A 22,023-nucleotide genomic window follows, 5' to 3' on the forward strand; every position below is an offset into this window, starting at 1 on the left:
CGCGTCCGTGCGCTTTCGTAGGAGATATTCTCCGTACTTGCCGCCTGTCGCAAAGAACTCCCTTCGCTCAGGCGTAGTGTTAGACAGATTTCTGCCGGTGTCTTCATCGTGCAGGACTGGCAGGACGACACGGTCTTCAAGGACCTGCGCATCCAGGCGCGCGCCGCGGCGTGTATCTCCGTCGCGCTCCTCAAGGGCGAACCGCTTCCGAAAGACCTGATGAACACGAGCTTCGACAATGGTGGCAATGTCATCCCCGGCGCCTCGCTGCCGGTGCGCTCGGCTAGAACCCTTCAAGCGCTGCGGTGCCGCGCCATCAGCTTTGCCTGCAGCACGACGACGACGAGGAGGAAGGCGCCGCGGATGACGGATTGCCAGTAGGCGGAAAGCGAGATCCAGCCGAGGCCGTTTTCGAAGTTGAGGATGTTGAAGACCATGGCGAGGAGCAGGGCGCCGGCGAGCGTCGCGCCGACGGAGCCAGAGCCGCCGGTAAGCAGCGTGCCGCCCACAACGACGGAGGCGATGGCGAAGAGCTCCCAGCCCACGCCCTCCGTCGGCTGGCCCGCGCCGAACTGCGCGGCGAGGATGACGCCTGCAAGGCCGGCGAGCGTGCCGGAGGCGAGATAGACGGCGGCCAGCGTGCGCTCGACCTTGAGGCCCATCAGGCCGGCCGTCGCCTCGCCGTCGCCGATGGCGAGGATATGGCGGCCGACCGGCAGCTTCTCCAGCACCAGCCAGCCGAGGACATAGGCGGCGATGCCGATCCAGGCGGGGATGGGAAAGCCCAGGAAGTCGTCCTGGCCGATGGTGGTGAAGCCGCTGTCGTAGGAGACGGAGACCGACTGGTTGTCGGCAAGCAGCAGCCCTGTGCCATAGGCCGCCAGCATGGTCGCGAGCGTGGCGATGAAGGGCTGGATGCGCATCTTCGTGATGATGAAGCCGTTCAGCGCGCCGACGGCGAAGCCCGCCGCCATGCCGCCGAGGAGGCCGGCCGCCCAGTGATAGGGCGACAGGAGGGCCGCCACCACGCTTGCCATCGCCGCCGTGCCGCCGACCGAAAGATCGATGCCGCCGGTGATGATGACGAAGGCCATGCCGAGCGCGATCAGCGCGAACATGGAATTGTAGCGCAGGAAGCTGAGGATATTGAACGATGACAGGAAGTTGTCGTAGCGCAGCGCGCCGAACAGGATGAGGCCCGCGAGCGCGAGGATGACGCCGGCTCGGGCGAGATCGCCCGAGGACTTGATGGCGAAGGGGCGGAGGAGGGCGTGCATGATGGGTCTCCTCAATGCCTGTCGGCGCGCTGCTGGATGAAGACGGCGAGCACGATGAGCCCGGCCTTGACGATGAGGGCGGCGGCATCCGGCACGCCATTGGCGAGCAGCGTGTAGCGCACGAGCTGGATGACGAAGGCGCCGATGACGGTGCCGACGATGTTGGCCCGCCCGCCCGTCAGGAGCGTGCCGCCGACGGCCACGGCCGCGATGGCGTCGAGCTCCATGCCGAGGCCGACGAGATTGGCGTCGCTCGCCGAATTGCGCGCGACAACGACGAGGCCGGCAAGCCCGGCCAGCGCCCCGCTGATCATATAGACCAGCAGCTTGACGCGCTTGACCGGAATGCCCGTCAGCCGCGCCGCCTTCTCGTTGCCGCCGACGGCGATGACCTGGCGGCCGATGACGGTGTAGCGGATCATGGCGGAGGCGAGCGCGACGATGACGATCATCAGCACGACCTGCGCCGGAATGCCGGCGACGCGGCCCATGGCGATGAATTGGAATCCTTCGTTTCTGAAGACCTGCAGATTGCCGTTGGTCATGACCTGCGCGATGCCGCGGCCGGCGATGAACAGCACCAGCGTCGCGATGATCGGCTGGATCGAGAAACGCGTCACGAGCAGCCCGTTGAACAGGCCGAAAAGACCCGCGACCGCGACCGGGATGACGAAGGCGAGCGCCACGGCGAAGGCCATGTTCTCCACCTGCCAGAACTGGCCCATGAAGATCATCGGCGCCAGCGCTCCCGATATCGCCATCAGCGAGCCGACCGAAAGGTCGATGCCGCCGGTGGCGATGACCAGCGTCATGCCGGTGGCGACGATGACGATGGTGGCGACCTGCGTGAGGTTCACGTTCAGCGTCTGCCAGGATAGGAAGTTCGGCGTCACCGCGATGTTGAAGACGATGAGCGCCAGGAAGGCGACGAAGGTGCCGTAGCGGCTCGCCAGCGAAAACAGCCGGCCGCCCGAAGAGAGCGTGCCCGACGGCTGCGGGGCGGGGGTCTCGATCGTCGTCATGTCATTTCACCTGATGGGTCCACCTGATGGGCCATGGCCGAAAGCAGCGCCGCCTCGCTCAGTTCCCTGCGCGGCAGGGTCGCGACCGATGTGCCGTCGCTGAGCACGGTGACGCGGTCGGCGGCGGCGAGAAGCTCTTCCAGCTCGGAGGAGATCATCAGCACGCTGAGGCCCTCGTCGGCGAGGCTGCGCAGGAGCTTGAGGATTTCCGACTTCGCGCCGATGTCGATGCCGCGGGTCGGCTCGTCGATGATGAGGACGCGCGGATCGGTGGCCAGCCATCGGGCAAGCAGCACCTTCTGCTGGTTGCCGCCGGAGAGTTCCTTGATCGGCTGGTCGGGCGACGCGCATTTGACGCCGAGCGCCCGGATGTAGCGGGTGACGATCTCGTTCTGCCGCGCGCGGTCGACGATGCCGGCCTTCCTCAACTTCGGCAGCAGCGCCAGCGTCATGTTCTCGCGGATGCTCATGTCGGGCACGATGCCGTCGATCTTGCGGTCCTCGGAAACGAGGCCGATGCCATCGGCGATCGCATCCGCCGGCTCGCGATAGGCGCGCTCCCGTCCGTCCATGCGGATGGTGCCACGCTGCATCCTGTCCGCGCCGAAGACGAGGCGGGCGGTCTCCGTGCGGCCGGAGCCGAGCAGGCCCGCAAGGCCCGAGATCTCGCCCTCGCGCACGTCGAGGCTCACGTCGCGCACGCGCACGCCCGCGCCGGCATGCTCGACGGAAAGGCGGACGGGCCGGTCGGGCACGTCCCCGTCCGGCGCCATAGCCTGGAAGGCGGCGAGCTCCTTGCCGAGCATGTGGCGCACCAGCGCCATCTTGGGCATGTCGGCCATCGGGCTTTTCGCCACCGTCTGGCCGTCCCGCATGATCGTCACGCGGTCGCAGATCGCGTAGAGCTCGTCCAGCCGGTGGCCGATGAAGATGACAGCGACGCCGGAGCGCTTCAGCGTGCGGATCGTCTCGAAGAGCACCGCGACCTCCCGCTCGTCGAGCGAGGAGGTCGGCTCGTCCATGATGACGAGGCGGGCGTTCTGCGTGACCGCGCGGGCGATCGCCACCATCTGCCGGGTCGCGGCATCGAAATGCGCGACGGGACGGTCGACGTCGATGGAAAGATTGAAGGTCTTCAGCACCGCCTCCGCGCCGCGCCGCATGGCGGCGTGGTCGATCAGGCCGAAGCGCCTGGGTTCGCGGGAGAGGTAGATATTCTCCGCCACCGAGCGCTGCGGGGCGAGGTTGATTTCCTGGTAGATCGTCGCGATGCCGGCGGACTGGGCCTGCGCGGGCATGGAGAAATCGACCTCCCTGCCATCGAAGGTGACGCTGCCTTCGTCGCGGCGATAGACGCCGGTGAGGATCTTGATCAGCGTGGATTTTCCCGCGCCGTTCTGCCCGACCAGCGCCATGACCTCCGCCGGCTCGACGTCGAGCGAGGCGGATTTCAGCGCGGCGACGCCGGCGAACGCCTTGGAAATGCCCTGCATGGACAGAAGCATCGGTTCCTCCTCTATCCCACCCATGACGAACCTACACCCGAACCGGCGGAAGATCGCTCGAAAACGGCCGAGACGGTGGTGCCGCCCCGGCCGCATATGGCTTGGGAGTTTCGATCAGTAGGCGCCGTCGAGTTCCGCGGCCGCGTTGGACGCGTCGTAGAACTTGTCATCGTTGACGAGGATCGGGTCGATGGCCTCGCCCTTGGCGTAGCGCTGCATCGTCTCGAAGGCCTTCGGCCCGAAGCGTGGGTTGCACTCGACGACGGCTGCGATCTTGCCGTCGACCACCGCCTGCACGGCTTCCTTGCCGCCGTCGATGGAGAGCACCAGCACATCCTTGCCCGGCACCTTGCCGGCCGCTTCCAGCGCCGCGATGGCGCCCATCGCCATCTCGTCGTTGTGAGCGTAGATGATGTCGGCATCCGGATGCGCCTGAAGCAGCGCCTCGGCCACCTGGCGGCCCTTGTCGCGGGCGAAGTCGCCGGTCTGCGAGGCGACGATCTCGAAGCCGCCGACCGCCTTGATCGCCTCGTCGAAGCCCTTCTTTCGGTCGTTTGCCGGCGAGGAACCGGTCGTGCCTTCCAGCTCGATGATCTTCGACTTGCCATTGGCGTTCTTGGCGAGCCATTCGGCGATGCGCTTGCCTTCCTCGACGAAGTTCGAGCCGATGAAGGTCAGGTAGTCCTCGCCGGCCTTGGCGAGCGAGGGATCGACCGAGCGGTCGAGCAGGATGACCGGGATGCCGGCCTTCTTGGCGGCCATGACGGCCGGGATCAGCGGCTTTTCCTCGCGCGGGGCGAGGAAGATGACGTCAACGCCCTGGGCGATCATCGAGTTGACGTCGGCGACCTGCTTGGCGGCCGAGCCGGCGGCGTCGGTATAGACGAGCTGGTAGCCGAGCTTCTCGGCCTCGGCCTTCATGCTGTTCGTCTGGGCGATGCGCCAGGGATTGTTGGATTCGGTCTGCGCGAAGCCCACCTTGTAGGTGTCCTTCTGTGCGAGCTTCGGCACTTCGGCGATTGCGACGCCGGCGACGGCAAGCGCGCCGATGGCTGTTGCCGCAAGCATGAAGGTGCGACGGGACATGAATGTCATGAGCGGTTTCTCCTCCCAGGTTCTGGCCGGTACTCCTCTACCGGACGTGAGCAGATTCCTGCTTCACATGTGCAAATCTTGCGCTAATAATATGAGCAGTCAAGAGCCAAAATTATGAGCACTTGCAAAAAGTCCGCGTGCAGTGCAAAGCACGTCGAGGGCAGGGAGCGACGCATGGCAAGAGGAAACGGGCGCAATTCGGACAGGCAGGGCAGCGGACGCCCGACCATGACGGATATCGCGCGCATTGCCGGCGTTTCGCAGTCCAGCGTTTCGCTCGTGCTCAATGAGATGTCGGGTTCGCGCATCTCGCCCGAAACGCAGCAGAAGGTGCGCGAGGCTGCTCATAAAATAGGTTATAAATTACCCGCGACGCGCGGCCCTGTCGCCGCCGCGCCCGCCGTCGAGAAGGATACCATAGCCTTCATCGTCGACGAAATCTCCACCAGCCCCCATCCCGTCGTCAGCCTCGACGGCATCCGTGACCATGCCTTCGAGCAAGGGCTGCTCGTTTCCGCCCATGCCACGCGCTCCAATCCGGATCTGGAGGCGGCCGTGCTGCGCTCGGTTCTGCGCGACCCGTCGATCGCCGGCGTCATCTATGCGACGATCTTCACGCGCAAGGTCTCGGTGCCCAAGGCGCTGAAATCCATCCCGACCGTCCTCCTCAACTGCTACTGCGAGCCGCGCCAGCATGTGGCGATCGTGCCGGGCGAGGTGGCGGGCGGTTTTGCCGCGACGGCGCATCTGACGTCGCTTGGCCACAAGCGCATCGGCTTCATCAACGGCGAACCCTGGATGGACGCGGCGATGGATCGCCTCAAGGGCTACAAGCAGGCGCTCGCCACCGCCGACATCGCCTTCGACGAGAGCCTCGTGCGCGACGGCGACTGGCTGCCGCTGCGCGGCTACGAGGCGGGCCTCGAGCTTCTTTCGCTGGACAATCCCCCGACGGCGATCTTCTGCGGCAACGACCTGATGGCCATCGGCGTCATGGAGGCGGCGCAGGAAAAGGGGCTGCGCGTGCCGCACGACGTCTCCGTCATGGGCTACGACGACCAGGAACTTGCCCGCTACACCCACCCGCCGCTCTCGACGCTGGTGCTGCCGAACTACGAGATGGGCCAGAAGGCGGCCGAAATCCTCATCGACATGGCGATCCACGGCAAGCAGATGCGTCCCATGACCATCAAGGTCGATGGGCCGCTGGTGGTGCGCGAAACCACAGGCGCCACCCGCAAAAGCTAGCCGCCCTATTCGAACAGGTCCGGATTGTCGGCCTCGATCTGCGGCAGGTCGGCCAGGATGCCGTTGAGGTGGCTGCGCATGGCGGCCTCCGCCGCGTCGGCGTTGCGCGTGTCGATGGCGTCGATGATCGCCTCGTGCTCGGCGATCAGCCGGGTCATGGAATCGGGATGGCGGAGCTGGAGATTGCAGACCCGGTCCATATGCGCCTTGATGTCCGATATGGCGCTCCAGGCGAGGCCGCAGCCCGCCCCCTCGGCAATCGCGATGTGGAACTGCTCGTCCTCGCGGCGGAAGGCATTGTGGTCGTGCGCCTCCATCGCCGCCTTCTGGCGGGAAAGGATCGTGTCGATCCTGCGCCGCGTCCAGCTGTCGAAAGCCTCGCTGGCGCGGCGGGCGACGGCGGTCTCCAGCGCTTCCCGCACGAAGCGCGCCTCCATCATCTGCCGCGCCGAGATGCGCACGACGACCGTGCCCCGGTTGGGGCGGATATCCACCAGCTTCGATTTCCCGAGCGCGATCAGCGCCTCGCGCACCGGCTGGCGCGAGACGCCCATGCGGGTTGCGATTTCCTGTTCGGAAAGCCGCATGCCGGGGGCGAGCTCCAGGCGGATGATCAATTCCCGCAGGTCGCGCTCGACCTGCGCCGCCGCGGTTTCGCCGGTGTCGATCTTGAGGGATTCAAGGTTCATCTCTTTTGCCGCCGTCATGCGTTGACATCCATTTGAAGCCACCATACAGTACCATACAATTCATGCGCAACAGAAATCCGGCGGCCTGACAGCCGGATCAACAGGGAGGGGCCGGCATCCATTGGCCGGCCGGAAGACGATATTGCTGTCCAATTTCATTGCACCCGATTCTCGTGACCCGCGGCTGAATATTAAATCCCGCTACCGGATGCTTGTCGATGGCAAGTCCGTCGATGCGGCATCCGGCAGGACGATCGACCGCGTGAGCCCCGGCCATGCGGGCGTGGTCGTCGGCACCTGGCCGGAGGCTTCGGCGGATGACGTGCGCCTCGCGATCGCGGCGGCCCGCCGGGCCTTCGATACCGGCCCGTGGCCGCGCATGTCGGGCGCCGAGCGCTCGCGCCTGATGTTCAAGGTGGCGGACCTTATCCTTGCGCATCAGGAGGAACTGGCGCTTGCCGAAAGCCTGGAGGTCGGCAAGCCGATCGCCCAGGCGCGCGGCGAGATCGGCTTCTGCGCGGACCTCTGGTCCTATGCGGCCGGTCAGGCGCGGGCGCTCGAAGGGCAGAGCCACAACAATATCGGCGATGACCGCCTCGGCCTCGTGCTGCGCGAGCCGGTCGGCGTCGTCGGCATCATCACGCCCTGGAACTTTCCCTTCATCATCGCCTCCGAGCGCGTGCCGTGGGCCATCGGCGCCGGCTGCACGGTCGTGCTGAAGCCGTCGGAATTCACCTCCGGCACCTCGATCCGCATGGCGGAGCTGGCCCGGGAAGCCGGCATCCCGGATGGCGTCTTCAACGTCGTCACCGGCTATGGCGATCCGGCGGGACAGGTGCTGGCGGAAGACCCCGGCGTCGACATGGTCGCCTTCACCGGCTCCGTGCGCGTCGGCACCAGGCTCGGCGAGATCGCGGCGCGCAGCGTCAAGCGCGTCGGGCTGGAGCTCGGCGGCAAGGGCCCGCAGATCGTCTTTGCCGATGCGGATCTGGACGCTGCGGCCGACGGCATCGCCTATGGCGTCTATCACAATGCCGGCCAGTGCTGCATTTCCGGCAGCCGCCTGCTGGTCGAGGAAAGCATCCGCGACGCGCTGATGGAGCGCCTGCTCGACATTTCCCGCAAGGTGACGTTCGGCGATCCGCTCAACGAGCGCACCAGGATCGGCGCGATGATCTCGGAGGCGCATGCGCAGAAGGTGCATTCCTATGTCGAGGCGGGCGTTGCCGCCGGCGCGGAACTGCTGCTCGGCGGCGAGAGGGTCGGCAGGGAGGCCGGGCTCTACTATGCGCCGACGGTCTTTGCCGGCGTCACGCCCGACATGTCTATTGCCCGCGAGGAAATCTTCGGGCCGGTGCTCTCGACGCTGACCTTCAGGACGGCGGAGGAGGCGGTCGCGATGGCGAATGCCACGGAATTCGGCCTGTCGGCCTCCGTTTGGTCGACCAATCTCGAAAACGCCCTGCAGAGCATCCGCCGCATCCGCGCCGGCCGCTGCTGGATCAACAGCGTCATCGACGGCACGCCGGAACTGCCGATCGGCGGCTACAAGAAGAGCGGCCTCGGCCGCGAGCTCGGCCGCTACGGCTTCGACGAATATTCCCAGTTCAAGGGCGTGCACGTCACGCTCGGGCGCCCGGCGCCCTGGTTCGCATGACCGGCTGCTTCGGCAGGGGCAATTCCAGCAAAAGTGTGAAACGGTTTTGCGTCCGGAATTGCGAAAAAACAAAGAGATAGGGCGTTTTCGCGTTTCGTAGAGGCGCGGAAAGGTTCCGGAGGAAAATCTCGGCTGGCGAAATCTTTGGTCGGAGCCCGCCAGCCGAGACTTGGGTCTTTTGGACCCGCATTGCACATCCAAAGGGAGGATACGCAAATGAGATTGACCAGGTTGAAAGCCGCAGGCCTGGCCGCGGCTGCCGCCACCATGATGGCGACCACGGCGCTTGCCGCGGACGTCAAGGCCACGATGATCATCTACCTCGATCCGAGTGTCCAGTTCTTTAATCCCGTGGTGAAGGGTGCGCAAGACGCAGCCGCCCAGTTCGGCGTCGATCTCGACGTGCAATATGCCAACAACGATCCGGTGCGCCAGAACGACCTGATCGAGAGCGCGACGGCGAGCGGCGTCGACGGCATCGCGGTCGCGATCTCCTCGTCGGACGCCTTCGACGAGAGCATCTGCGCGGCCGTCAAGGCCGGCATTATCGTCATCGGCTTCAACAACGACGACCTCGACGGCGCCAAGGGCAATTGCCGCCAGGCCTATGTCGGCATGGATGAGTTCGCCTCGGGCTACGAGCTCGGCAACCGGATGATCAAGGAATTCGGCCTGAAGTCCGGCGATGTCGTCTTCAACCCGCGCGAAATTCCCGAGGCGAGCTTCGCCGTCGCGCGCGGCGGCGGCATCGAGAAGGCGATGACGGAAGCCGGCATCAAGGTCGAGACGGTGCGCGCCGGTCTCGATCCAGCCGAAGCACAGAATATCATCGCCCAGTTCCTCATCGCCAATCCGAACGTCAAGGCGCTGTTCGGCACGGGGTCGGTCACCTCGACGGTCGGCGCGGGCGCCATCAAGGATGCCGGCGTCGATATCCCATTCGGCGGCTTCGACCTTGCGGTCGAGATCGTCAACGCGGTGGAGTCCGGCGCGATGTTCGCGACCATGGACCAGCAGCCCTACCTTCAGGGCTACTACCCGATCGCGCAGATCGCGCTTGCCAAGAAGTACGGGCTGACCCCGACGGATGTCGATACGGGGCAGGGCGCCTTCCTCGACAAGTCGCGCATCAGCTCGGTCAAGCCGCTGATCGGCAGCTACCGCTAACCGGATATCGCGGGAACCTGCCGGCATGAACCGGCGGGTTCCCCGTTCCCCAACGATCGAGTGCCAGACCGTGACACCCATCCTAGCCGACAGTGCCGCGCCCCGTTCGCGCACGCAAAGACAATCCCTTCTGAAGCAGATCATGGCGATGCCCGCCGGGGCGATCTTCCTCGTCTTCATGGCGTTGCAGATCGTCTGCATCGCCGGCGCGCTGATCTATCCGAACGAGTTCCGCTATCTCTCGCCGCAGAACCTGACGATCCTGATGAAGGCGATCCCCGTACTCGGGTGCCTGGCGCTCGGCGCCGGCGTGCTGATGATCGCGGGCGAATTCGACCTTTCCATCGGCTCCGTCTACACCTTCACCGCCGTCCTGATGGCAAGCCTCGTCGGGGCCGGGGTCAGCGCCTTCGTCGCTGCCCCTCTCGGCATCGTCGTCGGCCTCATGATCGGGCTTCTGAACGGCCATATCACGCTGCGCTTCGGTCTGCCGTCCTTCATCGTGACGCTCGGCGGCCTCCTGTTCTGGCGCGGCGCGGTGCTGCTCTACAACGGCGCGGTGCAGGTGCGCTTCGATCCCGAGCCGATCTTCACCAGCCTGTTTTCCGGCACGCTCCTCGGCATCAACGCGGCCTTCATCTGGATCGTGCTCTTCGTCGTCGGCTTCCATTTCCTGCTCCACCGCCACCGCTTCGGCAACCATGTCTTCGCGACGGGGGGCAATCGCGGCGCGGCCGAGGCCATCGGCATCAATACCAGCCGCGTCAAGCTGATCGCCTTCGCCATTGCCGGCGGCATGGCGGCGATGGCGGGCATCCTGGCGACGGCCCGCGTCGGGAGCGTGCAGCCGGGGCAGGGCGCCGGCCTCGAACTCCAGGCGATTGCCGCCTGCGTCATCGGCGGCCTGTCCCTGCGCGGCGGGCGTGGCTCGATCGTCGGCATCTTCCTCGGCGTGCTGCTGATCCACACCATCACCGACGTGCTTCTGCTGCTGCGCGCACCCGGTTTCTATCTCGACATGTTCATCGCGACGCTGATCGTGCTGGCCGCCATCTTCAACCATCTCATCGAGCGGCGAGGCGTTGCGTGATGTCCCATCTTCTCGAACTGCACAACATTTCGAAAAGCTTCGGCGCGCTGACGGCGCTGCGCGATCTCAGCTTCCATATAGGCGAGGGGGAGGTGGTGGGCCTCCTCGGCGACAACGGCGCCGGCAAGTCGACAACGGTCAACCTCATCTCCGGCATTCACAAGCCGACGGATGGCTATCTCAGCGTGGACGGCAGGAAGACGCTCTTCACCTGCCGGTCGGATTCGGCCGATGCCGGCATCGAGACGATCTACCAGCACACCGCGCTGGTCGACAGCCTCTCCATCACCCGCAACATCTTCATGGGTCGCGAACTGACGGACCGCTTCGGCTTCCTCCGGCAGGCCGAGATGCGCGCCATCGCCATGGAGGTGCTGCAGAACGCCGTGCATATATCCGGTATCGACTCCCCCGATACGCTGGTCGGCAACCTGTCCGGCGGCCAGAAGCAGGCCGTCGCCATCGCCCGCGCGGTCTATTTCAAGAAGCGCGTGCTGCTGCTCGACGAGCCGACCTCGGCGCTCTCCGTGCGCGAGACGGAGGCACTGCTGAACCAGGTGCTGAAGCTGAAGGCGGAGAACGTCTCCAGCGTGCTGGTGACGCACAATATCTACCACGCCTACCAGGTCTGCGACCGTTTCGTGATCATGAGCCACGGCACCAAGGTCTTCGACGTCGCCAAGGCCGACACGACGATCAGCCAGCTCACCGACTACGTCGTGCTCACCTGATCCCCAATCTTGAAAGGCAGATGCCGTGACACTTTCCGTATCCGTACGCCAGGCCGTAGGACCCGAGGACGCCGCAAGGCGCAATACACAGGGGCTGCGTGACGGCTTCGTCATCGAGGGCCTGTTCCGGCCCGGCGAGGTCAACCTCACCTACAGCCATCTCGACCGCATGATCGTCGGCGGCGTGGCCCCGACCGACAAGAATCTCGAAATCGGCCATGTCGCCGAAACCGGCACGGACAGCTTCCTCGAGCGTCGCGAGGCCGCCGTCATCAATATCGGCGGCGCCGGCACGGTGAGCGTCGGCGGCAGGGACCATTCGCTCGGTTTCCAGGAGGCGATCTATATCGGCATGGGCGAGGGCGCGCTCGGCTTTGCCAGCGACGATCCGGCGACGCCCGCGCTGTTCTACATCCTCAGCGCGCCGGCCCACCGGACCTGCCCGACGGTGCACATCACCCGCGAGATGGCAAGGAAGGTGCATCTCGGCTCGGCGGAGGAATCCAACCATCGCACCATCAACCAGTATGTCCATCCCGACGTCTGCGAGAGCTGCCAGCTTCTCGTCGGTCTCACCATGTTCGAGCCGGGCTCCGTCTGGAATACCATGCCGGCGCATGTGCATGACCGGCGCATGGAGGTCTATCTCTATTTCGGCATGGCGGCGGCGACGCGCATCTTCCACTTCATGGGCGAACCGGGCGAGACGCGGCATGTCGTCTTGAAGAACCACGAGGCGGTGCTGTCGCCGGGCTGGTCGATCCATTCCGGCGCTGGCACCGGGCGCTACGCCTTCATCTGGGCCATGGCTGGCGACAATATGAGCTTCACCGACATGGACAAGGTTCCGATGGACGCGCTGCGATGAGCCTTTTCGACCTTTCCGGCCGCTGGGCTATCGTCACCGGGGCCAATACCGGCATCGGCCGCGCCATCGCCGTCGGGCTCGCGGCGGCCGGTGCGGATATCGTCGGCGTCGGGCGCTCCGCCATGACGGACACCGAGGCGGAGGTGAAGGCGGCCGGCCGGCAGTTCAAGAGCGTGACGGTGGACCTTTCCAGACCGGGCAGCGCCGCCGCCGTCATTTCCGAGGCGCTGGCTGCAGGCGCAACGCCGGACATCCTCGTCAACAATGCCGGCATCATCCGCCGCGCGGATTCGCTCGATTTCACGGAGGAGGATTGGGATGCCGTGCTCGATACCAACCTGAAATCGGTCTTCTTCCTCTGCCAGGCCTTCGCCAGAGCCGCGATAGCGGCGGGGCGGCCGGCGAAGATCGTCAATATCGCCTCGCTGCTGTCCTTCCAGGGCGGCATCCGGGTGCCGTCCTACACGGCGGCCAAGAGCGGCCTTGCCGGCATCACCCGGCTTCTGGCAAACGAATGGGCGGCGCGCGGCATCAATGTGAATGCCATCGCCCCCGGCTATGTCGAGACGAACAACACGACGGCCCTGCGTGCCGATGCCGAGCGCAACGCCGATATCCTGAAGAGAATTCCCGCCGGCCGCTGGGCGCGGCCCGAAGACATGGCCGGCGCGGCGGTTTTCCTCGCAAGCCCGGCCTCCGATTACGTTCACGGCGCCATCCTGCCCGTCGATGGCGGCTGGCTTGCCCGATGAGAGGACCCATGCAGCCCTATACGCTACCCGAAGATACCGTCTGGACCGAAGTCGCTCCCGGCAACCGCCGCGCCGTGCTGAGCCACCGCCCGGAACTGATGCTCGTCGCATTCCGCTTCGAGGAGGGGGCCATCGGCGCCCTGCATTCGCATCCGCATACCCAGGTGAGCTATGTCGCCGAAGGCCATTTCGACGTGACTGTCGACGGCGTCACCACGCGGCTCGGCCCCGCAAGCAGCTTCATCGTCGCCCCGAACCTCGTGCATGGGGTTGTGGCGCTGACAGATGGCCTGTTGATCGACACCTTCACGCCATGCAGGCGTGATTTTCTCACTGACCAAAATTGAGTGAGGCTGGTCCCCTTGCTTGGGGAAGGATAAGCACGCTTCACCTAAACTTCAAAAGCCGGACAGTCATCCGCGGCAAGGGTGCTGGCACCCCGACAAAGGTACCTTCACGCGCGCCTTGGATAAATTCAGGCCGGGAGGTGTCCCAGCGTAACATACGTCCCCGAGCCGTGACGTCTTTCGACCAGTCCGGCAAAGACCAGCATGCCGATGGCCTCGCGTATCGTTGCGCGGGAGACTGCGTAGCGGTCGCTGAGATCGAGTTCGTTGGGCAGCTTCTCGCCGGGCAGCCGGTGACCGGCGAGGATTTCGGCGCGCAACCGTGCCGCGACCTGGATATTCAGGGGCTGGCGTTCCAGGGGGGCGAGCCGATCGGCCGATGCGGCGAGGTCCGAGGGGTTGCGTTTCATGCCGCGCCGTTCTGCCCGACAGGATCGGCCTGCGTGAGCCGGACGGCATATCGGCGCGCCAGGACCGCGCCGACAAGTATCTGGATCTGGTTGTAAAGCATGATCGGGAGCACGATCATGCCGAAGCCGGACGTGCCCGCGAAGAGCACCTGGGCCAGCGGCAGGCCCGAGGCCAGACTTTTCTTGGAGCCGCAGAAAACGGCCGCGATCTCGTCCTCACGGGAGAAGCCGAACAGGCGGGAGCCACAGGTCGTGAAGGCGACCACCGCGGCGAGCAGGATGGTGCACAGGACCACGGCCAGGCACAAACCGGCGGCCGGCAGAACCTGCCAAAGCCCTGCGGTCACGGATTTGGAGAACGCCGAATAGATGATGAGCACGATGACCGACTGATCGTAGTTCTCCAGCCAGTGTTTGCGGCTGGCGAGCAGAGGGCCGAGCCAGCGATGCGAAAGCTGTCCGAGACCAAAGGGCAGGAGCAATTCGAGAACGACGTCATGCAGCGCCTGGCCCAGGTCAATCGCGCCGGAAGAGCGCATGAAGATGGTCATGAGGAGCGGCGTGAGCAGCAATCCGAATACGTTGGAGCCGGCGGAGTTGCACACGGCGGCCGGCACATTGCCCTTCGCCATGGCCGTGTAGGCAATCGAAGAGGAAATCGCGGAAGGGAGCACGCCGACATAGATGAACCCGAGGAGAAGGTCCGGCGGGAATATGCCTTGCGGGAGGAGACGCAGCGGCTGGACGATAAGGGGAAAGACCAGGAACGTCGTGGCGAAGATGAAGGCGTGGAGCTGCCATTGCTTGAGGCCCGTCAGGATCGCCCTGTGCGACAATGCGGCGCCATGGCCGAAGAAAAGCAGGGCGACGCCGATCGTTCCGAGCAGATCGACATTGTCAGCCCAGCGACCCGTTGCCGGGAAAATTGTCGCGACGATCACCGCAGCGATCATCAGGATGAGGAAGGGGTCCATGCGCATTTGCGATCCATAATTTTCCGAGACGTGTCTCATTCGACTTGTTGTCCTGGATTTCGTGTATTGATCTTGGGAAATGGTCTACAAATTGGTCTGGAAAGGATCGGCACGATGGCAGAGCGCAAGTCCGTCCATGAGGTTGAGCAGGAGCTGCGCGCCTTGCTGGAACGTCACAATCTCGGCCCGCAGGACCGGCTTCCATCGGAGCGCGCCCTTGCGGATCTGTTCGGCTGTAGCCGGGAGACGGTTCGAAAGGCCCTGCGCCGGTTCGAGCGCGATGGCGTTCTCTGGCGCCATCAGGGACAGGGGACGTTTGTCGGCGGCGCGCCCGCGACCGTCGAACGCTCCCTGGATCGGGTGATCGATACCGTATCGAGTATGGATCTGATGGAGGCGCGGCTTGTTTACGAGCCGGCACTGGCGGCGGCAGCGGCACGGTCGGCGACGCCCGAAGACCTTGTCGTGCTGCGGCGTCTGGCGGCCGCGACGGGCGCGGCTCGCGACTGGCGGGAATACGAGACGCTCGACGATGCCTTTCACAAGGCCGTGGCGCGCGCCAGCGGCAACGCGCTTCTTGCGGCGATGCTGACGTCTCTGGCTTCCGTTCGCGGTCGCGCCGCATGGCAACGGCGCCACGATGCGATTTTCCGGGAGGCCCGCAAACGCGAATATGCGGCCGCTCAGAGCGCGATGCACATGGCTGTCGTCACGGCGATCGAAGCGGGGGACAGCGTTCAGGCTCATGCGAGCATGAAGCTCCATCTGGAAGCCATCCGTCGGCTTCTGATCCTTTGCGAGCAGCCCGGCCGGATCGTCCGCCAAGACACCGCACCCTGAATTCGGCAGAGCCTGCGGCGTCGTCGCCCGCTCGGATCGACCATCCGCTGCGTGGTCATTGCCAAGGGAATTGTCAAATCTCGGAAAAGGTGGCACGCCGAGACCGGCCCTTGAACTGAACATCCGGAAGAAGACGAGTCGTATATGTCCCAACGCTTCAGCGTCCTGGTACTGGGAGCCACGGGCTTTATCGGTTCCGTCATCGCTGGCAGGCTTCGCGAAGAAGGGCATGCCGTCACAGGGCTTGGCCGGCATCCCGACCGTGCGAGAAACCAGCATCCCGATATCCGGTGGTTGAAGGCTGACCTCAACGATCTCGGCCGGGCCGCGGATTGGGCGCCGCTCCTCCGGGGTCAGGATATCGTTGTCAATTGCGCCGGGGCCCTGCAGGACGGCCTCCATGACGATCTCGCCGCCGCGCAGGAGCGAGCCATGCTGGCGCTATACGAGGCCGCCAAGCAGGCGGGCCTCCGCCTCGTCATTCAGATTTCCGCCAACACGATGGATGCCGGCGCCGAGACGGCCTTCCTCAGCACCAAGCGCGCGGCCGACCGTGCGCTCGCTTCCAGCGGCGTGCCACATATCATCCTGCGCCCAGCCGTCGTCATCGGCCGCAATGCATTCGGCGGCACAGCGCTGTTGCGTTCGCTCTCCGCGCTGCCGGGACCGATCCCCCTTGCCTATGCCGACAGTCCCGTAGCCACCGTTTCGGTGGAGGACGTCGCAACCTGTGTCGCCAGAGCCGTTACCGGCATGATCCCCGCCGATGGCGATTACGATCTCGCGGCAGCGGAAGACATGAGCTTCCGCGATCTGGTGACGCTGCATCGTGCGTGGCTGGGGCTTCCGCCGGCCCGCATCCTGGCGCTTCCCGGCTTTCTTGCCGGACCGGTCAGCGCGCTTGCCGATCTGGCGGGCAAGCTCGGCTGGCGGTCTGCGATGCGGTCGACCGCGATAGCCGTGATGGCTGGCGGCGTATCGTCGGGGCGTCAGGGTGCCGTGCCGGCCGGCATGACCTTCATGAAGGCATCGCAGGCCCTCGCGCGCCATCCTGCGGGTGTGCAGGACCTTTGGTTCGCGCGGCTCTACCTGCTCAAGCCGCTGATCGTGGTGGTATTGTCGATCTTCTGGATGCTGTCCGGGCTGATCCCGCTTGTCGACCCCGCAGGCGCGGCCTCTTTCTTGCGGCCGTTCATGCCCGTCGCTGCCGTCTGGTTCATGACCTTCGCCACGTGCGCCGTCGATATCGCGCTGGGGCTCACCGTTCTCTATCGACCGTGGACGCGCCGCGCCCTGCTCGGCATGCTCATCGTCTCTGCGGCCTATCTTGCCGGTGGAACGATCCTCACGCCGGGCCTCTGGCTCGACCCGCTCGGCCCGTTCGTGAAGGTTCTTCCCTCCATGGTCCTTGCGGGTGTCGCCATCGCGATATTGGAGGAGCGCTGATGCCGGAATGGGTGGATATCCTGCGGCTGCTGCATGTCGTCGGCGCGACCGTTCTGTTCGGCACGGGCGCGGGCATCGCCTTCTTCATGGTCATGGCTCATCGGACCCGTAATTCCTCCCTCATCGCCCATGTCGCGGGAACGGTCGTCGTCGCCGATACGCTTTTCACCGCCACAGCCGTCGTCCTCCAGCCGGTCACGGGATACTTGCTCGCCCGAGAGATCGGATGGTCGCTCACCGAAGCCTGGATCGCCCTGTCGCTTCTTCTCTATGTTCTGACCGGCCTGTTCTGGCTGCCGGTTGTGGCCATTCAAATCAGGCTGAGAAATCTCGCCCACGTTGCCGCGATCAACAACGAGGTACTTCCGCCAGCCTACTTCCGTCTCTATCGCATCTGGTTTCTGTGCGGTTTTCCGGCGTTCTTCGCGGTTATCGGCATTCTCTGGCTCATGCTCGTGAAACCGTCTTTTGCGTTCTTCTGACGTGTCTCGAGCGTCCGTTGTTGAAACCGAACGACGGAATGGCCTGACGGGAGCGACGGATGATCAGCCGGCCATATCCTTGTCGACGCGGGAGCTGTCAAAGCAGCGCTGATGGGCGATGGCAGCAACGCCGATGGCGCATTCGTAGGGTTCGAGACTGAACAGGCGAACCTCCGGCGCCGGCAGACCCGGAACGATGCCGGCGGCGACATCCCGGCGGAGGCCCTCGATGATGAGGGAGAGTACCGGGCCCAGCGCGCCGCCGAGGAAGACCGTCGAGGGATTGAAGATATTGGCAAGGCTGACGATAGCCAGTGAAAGCCATCCCGCAAGATCGGCCACGGACGCAATCGCCGTGGGATCGCCGGAATTGAAACGGTCGGCCACTTCCGCCGAAAGCGCCTCGAATTGCGCCTCTTCGAGACTGTCTGTCCCCAGATAGGACCGCGCGAGCGCGTCGAGCCCGACATGGCTTTCAAGGCAACCGCGGTGTCCGCAACTGCAAACGGCGCCATCGCGGGCGATGCGCATGTGGCCGAGCTCGCCGGTGGCGCCGCTCGCGCCGCGCAGGAGCCGGCCGTTCATCACCGCCGCCCCGCCGCATCCCCGGCCGATCACGAGAAAGACGGAGCAGCCGGTCTGGAGTTCCGGCATGGTGTAGACGGATCCGAACGCCGCGGCGCCGGCGTCGTTTTCCACGAAACAGGGCCGGCCGACGGCGGCTTGCAGGGGTGTCAGGAGATCGACCTCCTTCCAGCCAAGGATCGGCAGGTTGATGACAAAACCTTCCAGATTGACCACGCCGGGTACCGTGACGCCGACGCTCTGAACGCGGCCGGCATAACGAAGATCGCGCTCCAGCATGGCCACATGCGCGGCGATCGCGTCGACGACCTCTTCCGGCGTGATCGTGCGGCTGACATGCACATCGGAAGTGGCGACGCTGTTTGCCGTCAGGTCGATAAGGGCATAGCGCAGAATGCCGACACCGATCTCGACCCCGAGGAAATAGATCGCACTCGGGTTGAGCGCGAGTGCCACGCCCGGCCGCCCGGCATCGCGCGCTGCCCCCGGCGTCTTTTCTTCAGGCTGCACTTCGCGCACCAGTCCGCGCAGAGCGAGACCGTTGACGAGGCGCGTCACCGAGGCCGGTGTCACCTCGAGATGACGGGCGATATCGGCCCGGCTCGCCGACCCGCCCAGCCGCAGAAAACGAAGGATCTGCCGCTCGTTGATTTCCTTGGCAAGGGTCTGGTCTGCCATGTCGAAATCCCCCGCCTTTCCGCATGCGATGTCTGGAGTCATTGCGTTTATTACTTTTATAAAAAAATGTCATTTTGTTTCGGGCAAATTCGCGGCTCACGATTTGCCGTCCACGAGAAAAATTCACGAAAATCGGGCCTTGAGTCCATTATGTCAGCTTTGCTGACGCAAATTGCCTGCGGGAGCGCAAAAACATTCCTCGTTGACAAAGGTAAATGCGTTCTATTTCTTACTTTAAGAAAGATATTTATCCAGGCTCAGGGAGGAGGTTGGATGAGCAAGCTTGCCAGTCTCGAAAACATTGTCATGGAATTTGGCGCCATCCGCGCGCTCGACGGCGTGTCGATCGATATCAACCGTGGCGAAGTGCTCGGCCTGATGGGCGACAACGGCGCGGGCAAGTCGACGCTGGTGAAAACCATCGCCGGAAACTTCCAGCCGACCTCCGGCCGCTACGTCTTCGAGGACCAGGATGTCAGTTTCTCCGGCCCGGCCGATGCCCGCCGGCACGGCATCGAGGTCGTCTACCAGGATCTCGCGCTCTGCAACAATCTGACGGCCGCGGCCAATGTCTTCCTCGGCCGCGAGCCGATGCGGCAGGTCGGGCCGTTCCGGGTGCTCGACAAGAAGCTGATGAACACGCGGTCCGCCGAAATCTTCCGCGAGCTGAAATCCGAGACGCGGCCGGCCGATCTTGTCGATCGCATGTCCGGCGGCCAGCGGCAGGCCGTGGCGATCGCTCGCACGCGCCTTTCCAACTCCAAGCTGGTGCTGATGGACGAGCCGACCGCCGCCATCAGCGTACGGCAGGTGGCCGAGGTGCTGGCGCTGATCCGGCGGATGAAGGAACAGGGCCTCTCGGTCATTCTCATCAGTCACCGCATGCCCGATGTCTTCGATGTCTGCGATCGTGTCGTGGTCATGCGGCGCGGCCGCAAGGTCGCCGACAAGCCGATAAACCAGTCCAGCCCGGAGGAGGTCACCGGCCTCATCACCGGCGCCATCCACGCCGCCTGAGAAGGGAGGAAACCATGTCCCAGCAAGACGTCCCCGACATGAACATCGACCTCCTGAAGCGCCATGACCGATCGCTTCTGCGCCGTCTGATGCTCACGCAGGAAATGTGGATCGCGATTGCCATTGTCGTGCTTGGCCTTGCCGTCTCGATGATCTCCGGCAAGTTCGCCACGTCCGGCAACCTCTTGAACGTGCTGCAGAATGCCTGCTTCATCGGCCTGATGGCGCTCGGCATGACACCGGTGCTGATCAGCGGCGGGATCGACATTTCCGTCGGTTCGATCCTCGGGCTCAGCGGCGTGACCCTCGGCGTCCTGCTGAATGCCGGCGCGCCCTTGCCGGTCGGCATCGCCGGGACGCTTGCCGTCGGCCTCGTTTTCGGCGGACTCAACGGCGCCGTCATCACGTTCGCCAAGTTGCCACCGTTTATCGTGACACTGGCGACCCTGTCGATCGGGCGCAGCCTTGCGCTCGTCATCAGCGACAATCAGGTGTTTTACGAGTTTGGCACGGCGACGGAATCGATCCTGGCGCTCGGCGGCGGCTACACGCTCGGCGTTCCCAATGTCGTCTATGCGCTCGTGGTCTTCGTCATCGTGCTGCATTGCCTTCTGACCATGACGCGCTGGGGCCGCTACATCTTCGCCATCGGCGGCAACGAGAGCGCTGCGCGTCTCGCGGGCATCTCGGTCGATGCCATCAAGGTCTCGGCCTATGCCTTCAGTGGCCTGATGGCCGCGGTCAGCGCGATCTTCCTCGTCGGCTGGCTCGGCGCCGTCACGAACGCCATCGGCACGGGCTACGAATTGCAGACCATCGCCTCGACGGTCATAGGCGGCGCGTCCCTGACCGGTGGTTTCGGCACGGCGCTCGGTGCCGCGATCGGCTCGATCCTGATCGAGGTGATCCGCAACGCGCTGCTGATCGCCGGCGTCAATCCGTTCTGGCAGGGCACGTTCGTCGGCGGCTTCATCCTCGCCGCGGTGCTCCTCGAACGCATCCGGTCGCTGCGCCGCTGACGGCCGCGCCCGCATAAGGTCAGGGCGCGGGGGAGGAGTGCCGCCGCGCCGTGAAATGAAACGTCTTTAACAGCGAACCAAGGAGGAGATACCATGTCGCTGTCAGGAAGCCTGAAATTTACCCTGTCGTCCGCGGCGATCGCGCTTTGCGCCTTTGCCTCGACGGCCAATGCCGCGGACCGGGAATTCGCGCTGGTCTTCAAGGTGCTCAACAACGCCTTCAGCCCGCCGATCGACGCCGGCTGCAAGGACGCCGCCAAAAAGCTCGGCGACGTCACCTGCACCTATATCGGCCCGACGGAATATGACGAAGCCAAGCAGGTGCAGCTTGCGCAGGACATGATCACCCGCGGCGTCGACGGGCTCGGCATTTCCGCCGGCAACCCGAAGGCGATGGCGCGCATCCTCAAGATGGCGAACGACAAGGGGATCCCGGTCGTCACCTTCGACACCGACGTGCTGCCCGAAGACGCAGGGCTGCGCGCCACCTATATCGGCACGGACAACTATTCCTTCGGCGTGGAGCTCGCCAAGAAGGTGCTGGAGAACAAGAAGGAAGGCGGCACGGTCTGCATCCAGTCCGGCGCGCCGGCTTCTGAAAACCTGAAGGCCCGTGTCCAGGGCATCCGCGACACGCTCGCCGGTGCCTCGAAGGACCAGCCGGTCGAAGCGCTCACCGGCCAGAACGGCTGGACCGAGCCGGCCGGTTGCCCGGTCTACAACAATGACGATATCGCGCTCGCCGCCCAGCAGGTTCGCGACGTCATGACCAATCATCCGGACCTCTCCGCCTTCGTCGCCGTCGGCGGCTGGGCGCAGTATGCGCCGCAGGCCTACAAGCAGGCGATGGAGCCGCTGAAGGAACGCCTCGACAAGAAGGATCTCGTCGTGGTCTTCGGCGACAACTTCGGCCCGCAGCTTCCGCTGCTCGCCGAGGGCCTCAGCCACTACAATATCGGCCAGCGCCCCTATGACATGGGCTACGAGACGATCATGGCCCTCGACAAGCTGACCAAGGGCGAAAAGCTCGAGCCGTTCATCCAGACCGGCACCGAGACCTGCACCCCGGCCGATGCGCTGACCACCTGCGGCAAGGTGGCCGCCAAGTAACACGTCGCCAGAGG

Annotated in this window: 22 protein-coding genes; 14 read left to right on the forward strand and 8 right to left on the reverse strand. The window is 64.9% G+C overall.

Features of this window, described 5'->3' with window-relative positions; translation table 11 throughout:
* Window positions 1-293: 293 nt before the first annotated feature.
* The 4 genes from ShzoTeo12_RS20970 to ShzoTeo12_RS20985 form a co-directional block, all read right to left on the reverse strand.
* Window positions 294-1,277 carry an ABC transporter permease gene (locus ShzoTeo12_RS20970; RefSeq protein WP_119254836.1) on the reverse strand — a complete coding sequence of 328 codons (984 nt, stop codon included), beginning with the start codon at window positions 1,275-1,277 and terminating at the stop codon, window positions 294-296.
* 11 nt (window positions 1,278-1,288) lie between these two features.
* Window positions 1,289-2,299, reverse strand: coding sequence for an ABC transporter permease (locus ShzoTeo12_RS20975; RefSeq protein WP_313196408.1), 1,011 nt, complete (start codon window positions 2,297-2,299; stop codon window positions 1,289-1,291).
* A complete protein-coding gene (locus ShzoTeo12_RS20980; protein ID WP_318914017.1) occupies window positions 2,296-3,804 on the reverse strand; it encodes a sugar ABC transporter ATP-binding protein in 1,509 nt (502 codons plus the stop codon). The genes ShzoTeo12_RS20975 and ShzoTeo12_RS20980 overlap by 4 nt, the downstream gene beginning before the upstream one ends.
* Window positions 3,805-3,918: 114 nt before the next feature.
* On the reverse strand, window positions 3,919-4,899 hold the full coding sequence (locus tag ShzoTeo12_RS20985) for an ABC transporter substrate-binding protein (protein ID WP_318914019.1): 981 nt from the start codon (window positions 4,897-4,899) through the stop codon (window positions 3,919-3,921).
* Between the two features lie 174 nt (window positions 4,900-5,073).
* On the opposite strand from ShzoTeo12_RS20985, the gene ShzoTeo12_RS20990 reads away from it, so the two are divergent.
* Complete coding sequence (locus ShzoTeo12_RS20990) at window positions 5,074-6,147, forward strand: LacI family DNA-binding transcriptional regulator (protein ID WP_318914020.1); 1,074 nt, start codon at window positions 5,074-5,076, stop codon at window positions 6,145-6,147.
* 5 nt (window positions 6,148-6,152) lie between these two features.
* Here ShzoTeo12_RS20990 and ShzoTeo12_RS20995 read toward each other — a convergent pair whose 3' ends face one another.
* Window positions 6,153-6,854 carry a GntR family transcriptional regulator gene (locus ShzoTeo12_RS20995; protein ID WP_318914021.1) on the reverse strand — a complete coding sequence of 234 codons (702 nt, stop codon included), beginning with the start codon at window positions 6,852-6,854 and terminating at the stop codon, window positions 6,153-6,155.
* A gap of 124 nt (window positions 6,855-6,978) precedes the next feature.
* On the opposite strand from ShzoTeo12_RS20995, the gene ShzoTeo12_RS21000 reads away from it, so the two are divergent.
* The 7 genes from ShzoTeo12_RS21000 (at window position 6,979) to ShzoTeo12_RS21030 (ending at window position 13,448) form a co-directional block, all read left to right on the forward strand.
* A complete protein-coding gene (locus tag ShzoTeo12_RS21000) occupies window positions 6,979-8,493 on the forward strand; it encodes an aldehyde dehydrogenase family protein (RefSeq protein WP_318914022.1) in 1,515 nt (504 codons plus the stop codon).
* A 216-nt stretch (window positions 8,494-8,709) separates the two neighbouring features.
* The gene (locus tag ShzoTeo12_RS21005; RefSeq protein WP_318914024.1) at window positions 8,710-9,660 is read left to right on the forward strand and encodes a substrate-binding domain-containing protein; all 951 of its coding nucleotides are present in this window, start codon (window positions 8,710-8,712) and stop codon (window positions 9,658-9,660) included.
* Between the two features lie 70 nt (window positions 9,661-9,730).
* A complete protein-coding gene (locus ShzoTeo12_RS21010) occupies window positions 9,731-10,750 on the forward strand; it encodes an ABC transporter permease (RefSeq protein ID WP_318914025.1) in 1,020 nt (339 codons plus the stop codon).
* Entirely contained in the window at window positions 10,750-11,481 is a 732-nt protein-coding gene (locus ShzoTeo12_RS21015; protein WP_313196414.1) for an ATP-binding cassette domain-containing protein, read from the forward strand. The genes ShzoTeo12_RS21010 and ShzoTeo12_RS21015 overlap by 1 nt, the downstream gene beginning before the upstream one ends.
* 25 nt (window positions 11,482-11,506) lie before the next feature.
* The gene (gene kduI / locus ShzoTeo12_RS21020) at window positions 11,507-12,349 is read left to right on the forward strand and encodes a 5-dehydro-4-deoxy-D-glucuronate isomerase (protein ID WP_318914028.1); all 843 of its coding nucleotides are present in this window, start codon (window positions 11,507-11,509) and stop codon (window positions 12,347-12,349) included.
* Window positions 12,346-13,101 carry a 2-dehydro-3-deoxy-D-gluconate 5-dehydrogenase KduD gene (gene kduD / locus ShzoTeo12_RS21025; protein ID WP_318914029.1) on the forward strand — a complete coding sequence of 252 codons (756 nt, stop codon included), beginning with the start codon at window positions 12,346-12,348 and terminating at the stop codon, window positions 13,099-13,101. Before kduI ends, kduD begins: the two co-directional genes overlap by 4 nt.
* A gap of 8 nt (window positions 13,102-13,109) precedes the next feature.
* Entirely contained in the window at window positions 13,110-13,448 is a 339-nt protein-coding gene (locus tag ShzoTeo12_RS21030) for a cupin domain-containing protein (protein ID WP_318914031.1), read from the forward strand.
* A gap of 128 nt (window positions 13,449-13,576) precedes the next feature.
* Here the strand turns inward: ShzoTeo12_RS21030 and ShzoTeo12_RS21035 are convergent, their stop codons facing one another.
* Both ShzoTeo12_RS21035 and ShzoTeo12_RS21040 read right to left on the reverse strand, forming a co-directional pair.
* Window positions 13,577-13,858 (reverse strand): GntR family transcriptional regulator, encoded by a 282-nt coding sequence (locus ShzoTeo12_RS21035; RefSeq protein ID WP_413251188.1) that lies wholly within the window; start codon window positions 13,856-13,858, stop codon window positions 13,577-13,579.
* Window positions 13,855-14,838 carry a bile acid:sodium symporter family protein gene (locus ShzoTeo12_RS21040; RefSeq protein ID WP_318914033.1) on the reverse strand — a complete coding sequence of 328 codons (984 nt, stop codon included), beginning with the start codon at window positions 14,836-14,838 and terminating at the stop codon, window positions 13,855-13,857. Before ShzoTeo12_RS21040 ends, ShzoTeo12_RS21035 begins: the two co-directional genes overlap by 4 nt.
* 108 nt (window positions 14,839-14,946) lie before the next feature.
* Between ShzoTeo12_RS21040 and ShzoTeo12_RS21045 the strand changes: the two genes are divergently transcribed.
* The 3 genes from ShzoTeo12_RS21045 (at window position 14,947) to ShzoTeo12_RS21055 (ending at window position 17,600) form a co-directional block, all read left to right on the forward strand.
* Window positions 14,947-15,672, forward strand: coding sequence for a FadR/GntR family transcriptional regulator (locus ShzoTeo12_RS21045; RefSeq protein WP_318914035.1), 726 nt, complete (start codon window positions 14,947-14,949; stop codon window positions 15,670-15,672).
* Between the two features lie 144 nt (window positions 15,673-15,816).
* Window positions 15,817-17,118 carry an SDR family oxidoreductase gene (locus tag ShzoTeo12_RS21050; RefSeq protein ID WP_318914036.1) on the forward strand — a complete coding sequence of 434 codons (1,302 nt, stop codon included), beginning with the start codon at window positions 15,817-15,819 and terminating at the stop codon, window positions 17,116-17,118.
* On the forward strand, window positions 17,118-17,600 hold the full coding sequence (locus ShzoTeo12_RS21055) for a DUF2269 family protein (RefSeq protein WP_413251189.1): 483 nt from the start codon (window positions 17,118-17,120) through the stop codon (window positions 17,598-17,600). Before ShzoTeo12_RS21050 ends, ShzoTeo12_RS21055 begins: the two co-directional genes overlap by 1 nt.
* 63 nt (window positions 17,601-17,663) lie before the next feature.
* On the opposite strand, the gene ShzoTeo12_RS21060 is transcribed toward ShzoTeo12_RS21055, so the two are convergent.
* Window positions 17,664-18,863, reverse strand: coding sequence for an ROK family transcriptional regulator (locus tag ShzoTeo12_RS21060; protein WP_318914038.1), 1,200 nt, complete (start codon window positions 18,861-18,863; stop codon window positions 17,664-17,666).
* A gap of 273 nt (window positions 18,864-19,136) precedes the next feature.
* On the opposite strand from ShzoTeo12_RS21060, the gene ShzoTeo12_RS21065 reads away from it, so the two are divergent.
* From ShzoTeo12_RS21065 to ShzoTeo12_RS21075, 3 genes are all read left to right on the forward strand, one after another.
* Window positions 19,137-19,880 (forward strand): ATP-binding cassette domain-containing protein, encoded by a 744-nt coding sequence (locus ShzoTeo12_RS21065; RefSeq protein ID WP_313192360.1) that lies wholly within the window; start codon window positions 19,137-19,139, stop codon window positions 19,878-19,880.
* Between the two features lie 38 nt (window positions 19,881-19,918).
* Complete coding sequence (locus ShzoTeo12_RS21070; RefSeq protein ID WP_119254976.1) at window positions 19,919-20,899, forward strand: ABC transporter permease; 981 nt, start codon at window positions 19,919-19,921, stop codon at window positions 20,897-20,899.
* 93 nt (window positions 20,900-20,992) lie between these two features.
* Window positions 20,993-22,009, forward strand: coding sequence for a sugar-binding protein (locus tag ShzoTeo12_RS21075; protein ID WP_318914040.1), 1,017 nt, complete (start codon window positions 20,993-20,995; stop codon window positions 22,007-22,009).
* Window positions 22,010-22,023 lie beyond the last annotated feature (14 nt).

It is taken from the genome of Shinella zoogloeoides, from assembly GCF_033705735.1.
Lineage (GTDB): Bacteria > Pseudomonadota > Alphaproteobacteria > Rhizobiales > Rhizobiaceae > Shinella > Shinella zoogloeoides_A.

Bases quoted from the DNA above. Each gene is read 5' to 3' on its own strand.
- ShzoTeo12_RS20970 (WP_119254836.1), bottom strand. From the start codon at position 1,277: ATGCACGCCCTCCTCCGCCCCTTCGCCATCAAGTCCTCGGGCGATCTC.
- ShzoTeo12_RS20975 (WP_313196408.1), bottom strand. From the start codon at position 2,299: ATGACGACGATCGAGACCCCCGCCCCGCAGCCGTCGGGCACGCTCTCT.
- ShzoTeo12_RS20980 (WP_318914017.1), bottom strand. From the start codon at position 3,804: ATGCTTCTGTCCATGCAGGGCATTTCCAAGGCGTTCGCCGGCGTCGCC.
- ShzoTeo12_RS20985 (WP_318914019.1), bottom strand. From the start codon at position 4,899: ATGACATTCATGTCCCGTCGCACCTTCATGCTTGCGGCAACAGCCATC.
- ShzoTeo12_RS20990 (WP_318914020.1), top strand. From the start codon at position 5,074: ATGGCAAGAGGAAACGGGCGCAATTCGGACAGGCAGGGCAGCGGACGC.
- ShzoTeo12_RS20995 (WP_318914021.1), bottom strand. From the start codon at position 6,854: ATGACGGCGGCAAAAGAGATGAACCTTGAATCCCTCAAGATCGACACC.
- ShzoTeo12_RS21005 (WP_318914024.1), top strand. From the start codon at position 8,710: ATGAGATTGACCAGGTTGAAAGCCGCAGGCCTGGCCGCGGCTGCCGCC.
- ShzoTeo12_RS21015 (WP_313196414.1), top strand. From the start codon at position 10,750: ATGTCCCATCTTCTCGAACTGCACAACATTTCGAAAAGCTTCGGCGCG.
- kduD (WP_318914029.1), top strand. From the start codon at position 12,346: ATGAGCCTTTTCGACCTTTCCGGCCGCTGGGCTATCGTCACCGGGGCC.
- ShzoTeo12_RS21030 (WP_318914031.1), top strand. From the start codon at position 13,110: ATGCAGCCCTATACGCTACCCGAAGATACCGTCTGGACCGAAGTCGCT.
- ShzoTeo12_RS21035 (WP_413251188.1), bottom strand. From the start codon at position 13,858: ATGAAACGCAACCCCTCGGACCTCGCCGCATCGGCCGATCGGCTCGCC.
- ShzoTeo12_RS21040 (WP_318914033.1), bottom strand. From the start codon at position 14,838: ATGCGCATGGACCCCTTCCTCATCCTGATGATCGCTGCGGTGATCGTC.
- ShzoTeo12_RS21045 (WP_318914035.1), top strand. From the start codon at position 14,947: ATGGCAGAGCGCAAGTCCGTCCATGAGGTTGAGCAGGAGCTGCGCGCC.
- ShzoTeo12_RS21050 (WP_318914036.1), top strand. From the start codon at position 15,817: ATGTCCCAACGCTTCAGCGTCCTGGTACTGGGAGCCACGGGCTTTATC.
- ShzoTeo12_RS21055 (WP_413251189.1), top strand. From the start codon at position 17,118: ATGCCGGAATGGGTGGATATCCTGCGGCTGCTGCATGTCGTCGGCGCG.
- ShzoTeo12_RS21060 (WP_318914038.1), bottom strand. From the start codon at position 18,863: ATGGCAGACCAGACCCTTGCCAAGGAAATCAACGAGCGGCAGATCCTT.
- ShzoTeo12_RS21065 (WP_313192360.1), top strand. From the start codon at position 19,137: ATGAGCAAGCTTGCCAGTCTCGAAAACATTGTCATGGAATTTGGCGCC.
- ShzoTeo12_RS21070 (WP_119254976.1), top strand. From the start codon at position 19,919: ATGAACATCGACCTCCTGAAGCGCCATGACCGATCGCTTCTGCGCCGT.
- ShzoTeo12_RS21075 (WP_318914040.1), top strand. From the start codon at position 20,993: ATGTCGCTGTCAGGAAGCCTGAAATTTACCCTGTCGTCCGCGGCGATC.